The organism is Flagellimonas rhodophyticola (assembly GCF_049332665.1).
Classification (GTDB): Bacteria; Bacteroidota; Bacteroidia; order Flavobacteriales; family Flavobacteriaceae; genus Flagellimonas.
On record NZ_CP186326.1, the window covers coordinates 53,580 to 66,829 of the forward strand.

The following is a 13,250-nucleotide window of genomic DNA, read 5'->3' on the forward strand; positions in this document are numbered from 1 at the left end:
TAATTTTATGCTGGTTTCGATTTGTATGAAGGAATATATTCCCTTAGAGGAAGGTGATTTTTACCTTTCGGAGGAAGGTTATAAGGTATTTACAGCGCAATATCATCTTAAAAGAGGGTATTGTTGTGAGAGTGGGTGCCGCCATTGTCCCTACGGATATGATAAAAAAACCAACTCAAGGCTTTAGGCCATCTTCGGCATAATATTTGTGACTTCTTTTAGTGATTTCAATGAACTCAAAAAAGATTACTATGAAAAATTTAAAACTGTTTTCCCTAGCTGCTCTTGCAGTTGTTTTTTTGGCTTCCTGCAGCTCTGTCAGGGTAGTTTCCGATTACGATAAAAAAACTGATTTTCAAACGTATAAATCTTATGCCTTTTATAAGACCGGTATAGATAAGGCGCAAATTTCTGATTTAGATAAAAAGCGTATTCTTAGAGCCATAGAAAATGAAATGAGCTCTAGAGGTTTTGTCAAATCACAACAACCTGATGTTCTGGTCAGCATTTTCACCAAAGAACGTGAGCGTGTTGATGTTTACAACAATAACTTTGGCGGAGGCTGGGGTTGGGGAGGCTTCTACAATCCTTGGGCATGGGGACCAGGATGGGGATGGGGCTGGAATGCCGGGCCCAATGTAAGCACTCGTACCGAAGGTTCTTTATATATTGATGTAATTGACGCCAAAAAGAAGGAATTGGTATGGCAAGGCCGTGGTGTAGGAACCTTAAACAACACCAAGAATATAGAAAAGAAGGAGGAGCGCATCCGTGAGTTTGTATCGCATATTCTTAAGGAATATCCTCCAACCTCTACTGCAGTAGCTGCTAACTAAATAGTATTTTAAACAGAGCGAAGAATCCAAAGTAGCTGAATTGAAGGTGTTCATCGAAGTTGGAAAAGTGAAGTGGGTTCTTCGTTCTTTTTTTGTGCCCTACAACAGTGGAAAGGTATTTTCATTCTTCACTTCATTTAAAACAAACGCACTTTTGACCGCTCCTATATTTGGCAAAGGAGCAATTTTTGTCTTCGCAAACTCATAATAGGCATCCAGGTTTTTCACGATGACCTTCATAAGGAAATCAAACTCTCCACCTACAACAAAGCATTCTGTAACTTCAGAAAATTGGTTTACTTGATTCAAAAAATCATCCATCAAATGTCCTTTTTGGGCTTCTAAAGAAACAAAACTGAAAACAGTAATACTGCTCTCCACTTTTTCCTTATTGATGATGGCAGCGTAGTTTTTTATAAAGCCTTCATTCTCCAATCTTTTGATTCGCTCATACACCGGGGTTTTGGTCAGGCCGAGTTGTTCCGCAATGTTTTTTGCAACGGTTTTGGCATCTTTTTCCAAGATTTTTAAAATCTCCCTGTCGATGTTATCCAATTGTGCCTGCATACTTTTTCCTGTTTTCCTATTTAAACTCTTGTGAATTTAGAGAAATTTACCATAACTATCCTATTTAAAAGTGATTTTTCCTAGAATGATAATTTTATTGCTATATTTTTTCTAAAAGATGTACCTTCACAGGAAGAAAGTATACTTGAACTTGACGGTTTAATATTACTCACCCCTAATTCCAATGACAGAAAAGGCATACCAAAGCAATCCGATTCTGGATAAATTGCCTGCACATCTAAAGCAATTTATCAAACCTCAGAATTATGAGGACTACTCGGCTATTGATCAAGCGGTTTGGCGTTATGTCATGCGTAAAAATGTAGACTATTTAAGCAAGGTTGCCCATAAGTCTTATGTCGAAGGTTTAGAACAAACAGGGATTTCGATAGACCATATTCCCAATATGTATGGGATGAACCGTATTTTGAAGGAAATCGGATGGGCGGCGGTGGCTGTTGATGGTTTTATCCCGCCTTCTGCCTTTATGGAATTTCAAGCTTATAATGTTCTGGTCATCGCTTCAGATATACGGCAATTGGAAAATATCGAATATACACCTGCCCCTGATATCATTCACGAAGGAGCTGGTCACGCTCCTATCATTGCGAGTCCCGAATATGCAGAATACCTCAGGCGCTTTGGTGAAATAGGGAGCAAAGCGATTTCCAGTGCCAAAGACTACGAGCTTTATGAAGCAGTGCGACATCTTTCCATTATAAAAGAGGCTAAAGGAACTCCTCAAAAAGAAATTGATGAGGCTGAAAAGCACATTGAGCACTTACAGGAAAATATGGGGGAACCCAGCGAAATGGCCCTTATCAGAAACTTACATTGGTGGACGGTGGAATATGGTCTAATTGGCTCAGTTGAAAATCCAAAAATTTACGGAGCCGGTCTCCTTTCCTCAATTGGGGAGAGTAAATGGTGCATGCAGGATGATGTTACCAAGTTACCATACACTATAGAAACTGCTCAAAAAGCTTTTGACATTACAAAACCTCAACCCCAGCTTTTTGTCACTCCGAACTTTGCTCATTTGAGTCAAGTATTGGAAGATTTTGCAAATACTATGGCATTGCGCAAAGGAGGGCTCTCCGGATTGCAAAAATTAGTCGATTCCAGGGCTTTGGGAAGCATAGAACTTAGCACAGGATTGCAAATATCTGGACAATTCAATTCGATTATCGAACATGAAGGCAAGCCCATTTATATTAGAACTGTTGGGCCAACGGCTTTGGCCTATCGGGAAAAAGAATTGGTTGGACACAGCACTTCACATCACCCAGAAGGGTTTGGGTCTCCGGTTGGAAAACTAAAAGGCATCAACTTGGCCATAGAGGACATGGGACCTCGAGATCTTAAGGCCTATAAAATTTATGAGGGCGAACAAATTTCGCTGGAATTTGAAGGCGGAGTGATGGTTGAAGGCACAATTATCACTGGAACTCGAAATTTACAAGGAAAAATTGTATTGATCACTTTCAAAGATTGTAAAGTGACCCACGATGGAACCATTTTGTTTTTGCCCGAATGGGGACTCTACCATATGGCAGTGGGGCAAGAAGTCGTATCAGCTTTTAACGGTCCGGCCGACTTGAACAGCTTTGACCTCATTTCCCATGAGCTTAGCAAGGCAACTACAGAACCGGAGAAAAATACAGCAAACGAGCAATTGGAACTGTATTACAAACAAATTCGCGACTTTAGAGAAGGTACAAATACTACCACTTCTCGAAACAAAGTTTTTAAGGAACTTCAAGTAAACCATCCTGAAGATTGGTTGCTATCTGTTGAACTTTATGAACTGGCCAAAAAAAGTAATGACATAGGCTTTCAAAAAGAAATCATGGCACATTTAGAGGTCGTAAAGCAAAACAATCCAAAGGTTGGGCACCTGATTGATGATGGTATAGCGCTAATCGAAATACCGGAGGTTAAAGCTTAAGCTTCTCAATGTTTTCTATAGAATTAACCAAGTTGGCTACATTTTCAGCCCTAACTGGCTTAAACGAGAAATTCAACTGTTTTCCATTTCTATCAACTCCTATTTCCGCTGGGTATTCGGTATTACCAAACCATATGCTCTGGGAAATTATCTTATCCCCTGGTCGAAGTCCGGTTTTATCGGCCTCGCTTCCTGGCGCTACCGAAAGAATTCCTCTTCGGTCCTCCGTAAATTGAAATCCGAGATCAAAAACATTGATTTCTGAAGTATACCTAAACCCCATGGCTTCGTAAAACTCCGCCAAAGGCAACAACGTACCATTTTCTATATAGGTTTCGAAAATCTCCTCTGAATCCTCAGGAAGATAGATTTTTAGCATCTCCAAGAAAAAAGCGTGGTCGAGTTTTTGATCATCTTCTTGAGCTGATTTCAATATATCCTTCATCAAATTATCCAAACTACGTTCCCCCTTGGACTCGTTCATTATGGAATAATCCAAATAAAAAGCCACTAGCGCACCTCTGTAGTAGGGCAGTTTTTGATATTCAGGGTTGGACCAAAAATTCTCGTAGTTCATCTCAGAATTTGGAGCTTCCTTTATTGAAAGTGAATACAGGTTTTTAACAAGGTCGTTTATGGATTTGATCAAATAACTTCCATCCAAACCATTGATTTGGTTTCTGGCTACATTTTTATAGGTATAATATTCGGTAAACCCTTCACTGAACCAATACTGCTCCTCTTCATTTTTATTTTTTATCACCCCACCAATCCAATTGTGCATTAGTTCATGATTGAATAAATGAACCATTTGTCCAATTTCCATAAACTCGTTGTTTGAGAATGAGGTAGCAAACGAATTGGTCAATCCGGTTCCTTGGTAACTACTGCCATTGGATTGAAAAATAGGCTGCATGGTAACCGTAAAATATTCTTGTGAATGGTCCTCCCAAAAATTACGTTGATTTTCCATTGTCTCTTTGAGCAACCCTTTAATCTCATCAACAGAAAAAGGAACCCAATCCCCTCGAGTGGCTAAAAAAACACTATTCCCGTTTATGGTTATTTCATCAATTGTAAAATCCCCACCAACGAAAATAGATTCAAGAAATTTTATCTTGGTTATGGCTGATACTTGTTGCTCTTTTTTATTACTCCCAAAACTATTATGTACTACCTCATCTGCACTCAACCCACCCCAAGTCAGGTCGACATCCAATGTATCGCCTACTGTTTGGGGCACCATAAACAGATTGTGTGAAAAAGTGTGGAAATACTCTGGTTGAATTATAGGTCTGTATGTTTTTCTAGAAGTTATCGGACCTGAAAAATCTTGTTGCAACACATACTGAAACTTCAATTCCTTTAAATTCTTTGGATGTTTCAAAGTAATCCAACCGCTGTCCCTGTTTGCTTCAATTTCCCCCTGAACATCCTTGATTTCCATGCTTTTAATCGCGTTATGGAGATCTTCTTGGCCCCATGCATTATCCGGGTATTCTAGCACGGTTACTCCATCTTTGGATGGCAAAAATGACATTGTCACTTGAAGTTGAGCAATGGTATCCTCTTCTATAGATGTAATTTGATATTGAATATGGTTGGATTGTCTTTGGGAACAAGAAACTGCTCCAAGGACAACAACAAAAATTAAAAAACAAGACCTGATCATTCGTTTTTGGTTTTTTGTAAGACTGAAAAAAAAGAATAATGTTACATCCAGTATTAGTCCAAAAAGTTTGAAACCTCCGAAACCTGCTGTCCATTAAATTGAAGTCTCCAGCCCATGGAATTCGATAATACATAAATTCGCGAAAGTTCACTTAATAATCTATTCTCTGCATTGGATTTTAAAGAAGATGCCTCCACTTTCTTCCGAAGCGAGGCGGATACATTTTCTTTGATAGCATTATAATCTTCTGCATTAAAGGGATTAAAGTAATCTGCAGAGACATCGTAATATTCAAAATCGGGATTGATCTTTATCTCTGGTTCTGGAATCGAGGAGATTCTAATCACTTTTTCGGCCTCATCCAATTCATAATCGATCTTGCTCAAATCATATGCAATGGTTGCTTCAGCATTCACAACAACCAGAGCTTTTTTGTCTGCGGTTAAAATCGACCCAAACAATTCCTTTGAATCCGCATAATTATAAACTTCCACAAAATGTCCCTCGGTCACAATAAGCTTGGAAACATTTTTTAGTTCCTGTTGGATCAACAATGAACTTTCTTTAAGCAAGGACTTTTGCTCTTGATGGTCTGCGCATGATTTGTAAATCAACACAGAGGACAAGGCAATTATCGCACCAGCAAGCACTTTTTTCATGGCTGAAAATTTAACTTTGGAAATATACGAGATTCCAAATAGACCTTTTTACTTTTTTCAGATTGGAATTTTTATGCTGATTTTAGTCCCCACTGCATTTTGGCAACCATCTTTTTTATCTACTATTTGAATCATATCTTCATATCCATCTCCCATCAAGGTCTTAAAGCGCTGCAAGGTTATTTCCATTCCTCTTGATTTTCTATCTTGAGGAACGCTCTTTTTTTGCGCAGCTTCTCTTCCTATACCATTGTCCTCTATTTCACAAAGTACAAAGTCTCCATTATCCTTAAAGGATAGGGTAAGAACTTTTTCATTCCCTTGTTTGGGCAACAGTCCATGAAGTATGGCATTTTCAACAAAAGGTTGCACAATCATGGATGGAAACTCCGTTATTTCCGTTTCAATGGATTCATCAACCATTATGCTGTAATCAAATGCATTTTCAAAACGAAGTGACTCTAACTCCAAATAGGCATTGAGCATTTTAATCTCGTCCTTCAACAATATCGTTGTCTCAATAGAACTCTCTAAAACGTTGCGGGTAAGGCTGCTAAATCTGGACAGGTATCGAAGTGCTGATTTTTTATCATTTTTTGTTATGAGATTTTGTATGGAATTTAATGAGTTGAAGATAAAATGTGGGTTTATCTGAGCTCGTAATGCTTTGGTCTTGTTTATATGGGCTTCAGACTGAAACTGAAGACGTTCTGTGAATTCCGTTTGTATTTTGTAGGTAAGTCCGGTTGCAAAAATTAATATATCCAAACTGGATCCTGCAATCATGAAATAGCCATTTCCTGAAAACAAAAGTCCTAAAGCCCCAATCATATAACAAAATGATCCCGCGACTATAAAACAAGCCAAATGATCCTTTCTTTTTACCAAGAGATATACCATTGCGCTCAAACCAAACACTGACATAAACAGGCGTTGAAAATGTAATAGATAAATATGCCCCAAAAAATACTTGCTTGACAAAAACAACACATCCAAAATTATGACGACAAGCAACATCCAAGCTACTTTTTTTATAACGGTATGTAATCTGGGATATAACTTTTTAGTATTTAGGTAATACATCACAAATAGGACATAGCTTAAATTAATCAACATTTGCATTTGTTGAAAAAGGATATAGCTTGTCAAGTCAAAGCTGGAAAAAAGTACCACATATAATTTGGAAACATAAGGGCCTAAATAAATAAACAGACACAACACGTATATACAATAAAACAAAAACTCCAGCCGCTTGGTGTACACAAAAAACATTAACATCATTAAAAACATTATGATACACATTCCGGCAAAAAGCAAGGAGGGAATTATAAGTTTTAAATCTGTTTCATTGTAAAAATTTTTGGCCAAGTCATCCTTGAACTGTGATCGATAACTTATTTTCCATTCTCCTATCTTTTCTAGGTCTACAACACTTCTTACTTTCAGATAGATGTATTTATTTTCAATTAGCCCGCTACTCTTAAATGGAATTCCTTGACTGTACAAAATAGAACCTTCATTGGGAGAGTTTTCGAACCAGCCGAATTTTGTTTCATGAACAGATCCTTTTTCAATCTGATAAAGTATCCCGTAGTCAAAATGTTCAGGTGTTAAAATCCAAGTGGACTCTTTCTTCAGATTTTCAAGTTCTGGGATTAAATCTATTTTTATCCAATAAAATGCATTTGGATGTGTCCTTTCCAAATACTCATGCGGTTTCTTAAAACCATCCTTATTATTTATAACACTCTCTAGAGTAAGATTTTGGTTGGATGTTTTAAGCACCGTAAATTTCAAATCGACACCTTTACTGCTCAGGGAGGTTTGTGCAGCTACCTCCCTACAACAAAACACTGCCAAAATAGACAGTACAAGCAGGCTTATTATGGACCTTGCCATTATTCATTTAGATTTGGGAGTTTTAAAATTATTTTTCTTCCTTTCCTGTTCTTCTTAGTGAGCAATATGACCTTCTTTTCAATATTATATTCTTTAACCGAATTCAATAATTCGATTTGGTCTTGCCAATTCAGAATATAATCTCGATACTCGGGGGTATAGGTAGTTCCATTTATGGTTTCGTAGGTGTAAACAAGGGAGAAAACAACGTGCTTGTCACCACCCGTAAAGCTTATACCAAATTTTTGGTTCTTATATTGATTGTAAGCTCCATATTCGATAATATTCTCAAACAGGGTTTGAATAATAAAGGGGGGTACCAATGCGTCAGCCCATTCTTTTTCATTTTCAAGATCTACCTGATATTCCAGCTGCTCCACATATCGAAGTTTTTGGAGTTTCAGATACCATTTTAGCATAGTTATTTCTTCCGACACTTTAACTTTATCACGGTCTATATGCTTTAAATAGAACCGAATAAGTTTACTAAAACCGGACAGGTAATCCAATGCCGCTTTTTTATTTTCAGAAGTAATAAAATGCTGGATTGCATTGAGCGCATTGAAAACAAAATGAGGATTCAATTGGGAATTAATGGCCTTCAATCGCAATTCCATCATTTCCTCCCTTAAATTAAAGAGCTTTTCTTGCTTCTCTACCAATGCTTTATGGCCCCGGACAGCTTTGATTTTTATGGCACAAATAGACGATATGGCAAGTAACATGCACAGATGATGTTTTGTAAAGAAATTTTTTTCTTGATGCTCGCAATCAATAATACCAATCACTTTACCATCAATAATTATGGGCACACAAACTTCAGAATACCTAAACTCACCATCCATCTTATACCGTTCGTCCTTTGAAGTGTCATGTAAAAGTTCAGCGTTTCCGGATTGGGCTACATGACCTACAATACCAAAGCCAAGAGGTAATTCGATCGGTTCATAAATTTCAAAGGCTTTAGGGTTTTTTGGGCCATATGCGGCTTTTTGCACCATAACTCCCCTGTCTTCATCCAATTGGTATACAACACAATCAACAAAACCTAATCTAGAAATACAGTTTTTTGCCAAATCCCATAAAATCTCCTCTTCACTATCAACGCCGAGCAGGGATTCTGAAAAATACATTAGTACATTGGCAAAATTTATCTCCTTGGTTTCAGGGCATAACCGTGAATTTTGGGTAATTTTTGCCATAAGTATCGCATGAGGTTTGAGCGATGAAACTAGGCCGTCTCGCTTACTATTTTATGGTTGATTTGACGGATGGGCATCCTGACTTGACCAATATATCCTTACAATTGACGGATGGACTTAACTATACTTTTAGGTCTTCACCTATTGCTTGAATCTTATAAAAGGATATTTTCCTTGAAGACACTCAATTTTTGTTTGAAGTGATTTTGTGAATTTCTGATGTGCTTCAGTATTAGGATTAAAAGGCCTGTGTTGCAACCCTTTTTGGACAACCTCTACCTCATCCATCACAGCATAACTTTCTGGTGAGATCCAAGTTGATTTGAACCTTTCCCAAATATAGTCTACAGCCAGCTCGTTGGGATGTACCATATCCTTCCCGTAAAAACGATAGTCCCGAAGCTCATCCATCATAATTTCATAACTTGGAAAATACGCGGTGCTAGTTTGATTCTCTGAAATGGTCTCATGAACAGCAGAAATGAGATGCGCTTTGCTTCTTTGATTCTCCGTAAACCCATCCTTCAAATGTCGTACAGGAGAAATTGTAAAAATGATATTTGCTTTTGGATTCACCGCGGCAATTGATGCTGTCATAAGTTTCAAACTTGACTTAACGGCATCTACAGATAAAAGTTCTTTGGAAAATTCTTTTTGGGGTACTTTATGGCAGTTCGCAACCGGTTTTTGTGTTGAATTATGCCGATAAATCCAAGCAGTACCCAAAGTGATTATGATATGGGTAGCACTCCTTAGTTCGTTTGTCGTTTTTTTGAGTCCATGGTTCAGATTGTCAAGCAGCTTCTGTTCGGAAATAGCACTAAGATCAGAATGTGCATCAAAACAATTCCAGATTCCTTCATGTTGAAAAACTTCGTCTTTATGATATGATTCGCTGGCCAGCGCTCTTTGAACCAAATTTTCAATAGCCATTGGATTGAAAAGAATTCCAAAAGGGTTTTGTTCGACTTGAAACTTATAATACCCCAGTTTTTCTCCAATATTCTGCACAAAACAGGAGCCCAACAACAATACTCTAGAGTCATAATCAATGGGATGTTTTCCCTTGCTAATCGGAATTGTTGTCTGAAGTTTCATGTCGCAAGTTACTTACAGTCGTCAATACTTTGTATCATATCTCTGTATTGAGTTTCCAATTGGGTTTCCAGTTGGTCCATAAAGTCCAAAACCCGAATCAAATCATCAATGGATTTATTCCCCAAAGCTTCGGTTGCTTTCTGAAGCTCATTTTTAACCAAGTTCTGAGTATGATATATGCCCTGCAGTTGGTAGAGGCAATCGTATCCAAACTCATGAAAAATCCCTGTTGATTTCGAAATTTCCCATGCAATATTGCTCAAATCTGTTATTTCCAAAAATATGCTGGTATCCGCTTCGTACTTAAATTTACCATTTCCGGTAGAAACTGAATCTATGGTCTCTACAAATTCTGGATATTTGCCCACGAAGTTATTCCACTCAAGCGCGGTGAGCCGTAGCTCATCTTTGTCATTTTTTAGGCTATTCAGTTCATTGAAAAATTTGGGAATTCTTTGGTTTTCGGTGTGATTTTCCGTCAACTGTTCTAGGTTGGCCTCTATTTCGACCTTAATTTTTGTCAACGCTACCTCCTTATCCTTCTGAATGGATTTTGATGCGTTCCAATCATTGAACCAGATAGCAAGATTGATTCCCACAAACAATAGTAGAATCTCACCAATGACATACTTCCAATTAAATTTTTTTAGCTTGAAGAATCGCATAAATTAGTTTGCAGCGGCAACCAACTTCCGCGCATTTTTTAATGCTTCGGTTATTCCAGCAGGGTTTTTACCCCCAGCAGTCGCAAAGAAAGGCTGTCCTCCGCCACCACCTTGAATGTACTTACCCAACTCACGAACAATATTGCCGGCGTTTAATCCCTTGTTGGACGCCATTTCCTTGGAAATGTAACAAGATAAAAGTGCTTTTCCATCTTTTTCAGCTCCCAGCAACAGGAACAAGTCTGAAACTTGCCCTCCTATCTCAAAAGCCAAGTCTTTGATTCCAGCGGCATCCAAATCCACTTTTTTAGCCAAAAATTGGATTCCATTCACTTCTTCCAATTCAGCAATTAAATCATTTTTGAGTCCTTTGGCCTTATCTTTTAGCAACTGTTCAATCTGCTTTTTTAAAGCAGTGTTTTCTTCTTGCAGACTTTCTACCGCCTTTACAGGGTCTTGAGCTTTATTAAGAAGGTCTTTGATTTCGAACAACATGCGATTGTTCTTGAAATAAAATTCCTTGACAGCATCTGAGGTAATGGCCTCAATTCTTCGAATTCCTGCAGCAACAGCGCCTTCGGAAACAATTTTAAAGTGCCAAATGTCAGCAGTGTTCTTTACGTGGGTTCCCCCACATAATTCTATGGATTGTCCAAATCGCACAGTTCGCACGGTATCTCCATACTTTTCCCCAAACAATGCCATGGCGCCTTGCTCCATTGCTTCCTTAATCGGAACATTTCTGCCTTCTTCAAAGGGAAGTTGGCCTTCTATTCGTGCATTGACAAAGTTCTCAACATCTCTAAGCTCTTTGGTGCTCAATTTCGAAAAATGTGAGAAATCAAACCTAAGGTATTTAGAATGTACCGCAGATCCTTTTTGCTCTACATGAGGCCCCAAGACCTCTCTCAGTGCTTGATGCAACAAGTGCGTGGCCGTGTGGTTGCTCTCAGTACGCCGCCGTTGTTTTTTATCTACAACTGCTTTAAAACTGACTGCATTATTTTTTGGGAGATTGTTTGAAAAATGAACTATTTCATTATTCTCTCTTTTGGTATCCAAAATATAGACCACATCACCATTGGGAACTTCCAAATAGCCTTTATCTCCTACTTGCCCTCCTCCTTCGGGATAGAATGGAGTTAAATTGAAGACCATTTGATATTGATCTCCTTCTTTTTTACTACTTACTTTTCGGTATTTGACCAACTTCACATCTGCCTCCAAACTGTCGTACCCTATAAATTCTTGTTCTGAATCTTCTAGTAGTACCGTCCAATCGTCCTTAGAAACTTCTGAAGCAGCTCTGGATCGGTCCTTTTGAATTTTTAAAGCTTTTTCGAAACCTTCAACGTCCAGCTCATACCCTTTCTCTTCCAGTATGAGTGATGTCAGGTCAATCGGAAAACCGAAAGTGTCATATAGTTCAAAGGCTTTTTCACCATCGATGGTTTTTCCTTTGGAAGATTTAATCACTGAATCTAAAAGCACTAATCCCTGTTCCAACGTACTCAAAAAAGAACTTTCTTCTTCCTTAACCACATTTTCTATCAATTGATACTGCTCTCGAAGCTCTGGAAAAGCCTTACCCATGGTTTCACCCAACACTTTTACCAACCGATAAATAAATGGCTTGTTGGTTCCCAAAAAGGTGAATCCGTATCGAATGGCCCTTCTTAATATCCTTCGGATAACATAACCCGCTCCGTTGTTACTTGGTAATTGTCCATCGGCAATGGAAAAAGCAACTGCCCGTATATGATCGGCCACCACGCGAATTGCAATATCCGTTTGCTCATCCTTTCCGTACTTATGACCAGTAATAGTCTCTATTTCTCGAATTAGAGGTGCAAAAACGTCTGTATCGTAATTGGATTTTACTCCTTGCAACACCATGCATAACCTCTCAAAGCCCATCCCGGTATCTACATGCTTCTCCGGAAGGCTCTCCAATTTCCCATTTGCCTTTCGGTTGTATTGCATGAAGACCAAATTCCATATCTCAACTACCAGCGGATGGTCTTGGTTCACCAATGAAGCACCTGAAACCTCAGCTTTTTCTGATGCCGAGCGAATATCTACGTGGATTTCTGAACAAGGGCCACAAGGACCTTGATCGCCCATCTCCCAAAAATTGTCCTTTTTGTTCCCCATGATGATTCTATCCTCCGGTACTATAGCTTTCCAAAGTTCGAAAGCCTCTTTATCCATCTCCAGATTGTCAGCATCATCGCTCCCTTCAAAAACAGAAACGTAAAGACTATCCTTATCTATTTTGTAAACTTCTGTCAACAATTCCCACGCCCATTGAATAGCTTCTTTTTTAAAATAATCCCCAAAACTCCAATTCCCCAACATCTCGAACATGGTGTGATGGTAGGTATCCTTTCCAACCTCATCCAAATCATTGTGTTTTCCACTTACTCGAAGACATTTTTGCGTATCAGATACCCTTTTGGAAGTTGGCACTGAATTTCCCAGGAAAAATTCCTTGAACTGATTCATTCCCGCGTTAGTGAACATCAAAGTAGGATCATCTTTCATCACCATGGGAGCGGATGGAACAATTTTATGCTGCTTTCCCTTGAAAAAATTTAAAAACTGTGTTCTGACTTCTTGGGATGTCATTGAATTTGCTAGGGTTTTATTAAATTTAACACTTTAAGAAAAACAATTTTTATATTTGTTTGTTTTCTTAAAAAAG

11 protein-coding genes are annotated in these 13,250 nt (G+C 38.4%); 3 read left to right on the forward strand and 8 right to left on the reverse strand.

The features are described from left to right. Nucleotides 1–25 precede the first annotated feature (25 nt). Complete coding sequence (locus ACOKFG_RS00260; protein ID WP_298793529.1) at nucleotides 26–187, forward strand: DUF5522 domain-containing protein; 162 nt, start codon at nucleotides 26–28, stop codon at nucleotides 185–187. Between the two features lie 64 nt (nucleotides 188–251). Next, on the forward strand, nucleotides 252–836 hold the full coding sequence (locus ACOKFG_RS00265) for a DUF4136 domain-containing protein (protein ID WP_298791772.1): 585 nt from the start codon (nucleotides 252–254) through the stop codon (nucleotides 834–836). Between the two features lie 99 nt (nucleotides 837–935). On the opposite strand, the gene ACOKFG_RS00270 is transcribed toward ACOKFG_RS00265, so the two are convergent. Beyond that, entirely contained in the window at nucleotides 936–1,403 is a 468-nt protein-coding gene (locus ACOKFG_RS00270; protein WP_299487746.1) for an Lrp/AsnC family transcriptional regulator, read from the reverse strand. Nucleotides 1,404–1,587: 184 nt separating this feature from the next. On the opposite strand from ACOKFG_RS00270, the gene ACOKFG_RS00275 reads away from it, so the two are divergent. Further along, nucleotides 1,588–3,351, forward strand: coding sequence for an aromatic amino acid hydroxylase (locus tag ACOKFG_RS00275; RefSeq protein ID WP_422861650.1), 1,764 nt, complete (start codon nucleotides 1,588–1,590; stop codon nucleotides 3,349–3,351). Here ACOKFG_RS00275 and ACOKFG_RS00280 read toward each other — a convergent pair. The 7 genes from ACOKFG_RS00280 to alaS form a co-directional block, all read right to left on the reverse strand. Continuing rightward, complete coding sequence (locus tag ACOKFG_RS00280) at nucleotides 3,341–5,023, reverse strand: M1 family aminopeptidase (RefSeq protein ID WP_422861651.1); 1,683 nt, start codon at nucleotides 5,021–5,023, stop codon at nucleotides 3,341–3,343. The genes ACOKFG_RS00275 and ACOKFG_RS00280 overlap by 11 nt on opposite strands. A 53-nt stretch (nucleotides 5,024–5,076) precedes the next feature. After that, complete coding sequence (locus tag ACOKFG_RS00285) at nucleotides 5,077–5,682, reverse strand: DUF4230 domain-containing protein (RefSeq protein ID WP_298791781.1); 606 nt, start codon at nucleotides 5,680–5,682, stop codon at nucleotides 5,077–5,079. 57 nt (nucleotides 5,683–5,739) lie between these two features. Beyond that, a complete protein-coding gene (locus ACOKFG_RS00290; protein ID WP_298791782.1) occupies nucleotides 5,740–7,581 on the reverse strand; it encodes a histidine kinase in 1,842 nt (613 codons plus the stop codon). Further along, entirely contained in the window at nucleotides 7,581–8,783 is a 1,203-nt protein-coding gene (locus ACOKFG_RS00295) for a histidine kinase (protein WP_298791783.1), read from the reverse strand. The genes ACOKFG_RS00290 and ACOKFG_RS00295 overlap by 1 nt, the downstream gene beginning before the upstream one ends. Before the next feature lie 141 nt (nucleotides 8,784–8,924). After that, a complete protein-coding gene (locus ACOKFG_RS00300) occupies nucleotides 8,925–9,881 on the reverse strand; it encodes a GSCFA domain-containing protein (RefSeq protein WP_422861652.1) in 957 nt (318 codons plus the stop codon). Nucleotides 9,882–9,889: 8 nt separating this feature from the next. Next, nucleotides 9,890–10,546: a hypothetical protein gene (locus ACOKFG_RS00305; protein WP_299487733.1), complete on the reverse strand. Its 657-nt coding sequence runs from the start codon at nucleotides 10,544–10,546 to the stop codon at nucleotides 9,890–9,892. A 3-nt stretch (nucleotides 10,547–10,549) separates the two neighbouring features. After that, complete coding sequence (alaS, locus tag ACOKFG_RS00310; RefSeq protein ID WP_422861653.1) at nucleotides 10,550–13,174, reverse strand: alanine--tRNA ligase; 2,625 nt, start codon at nucleotides 13,172–13,174, stop codon at nucleotides 10,550–10,552. Nucleotides 13,175–13,250: the final 76 nt, after the last annotated feature.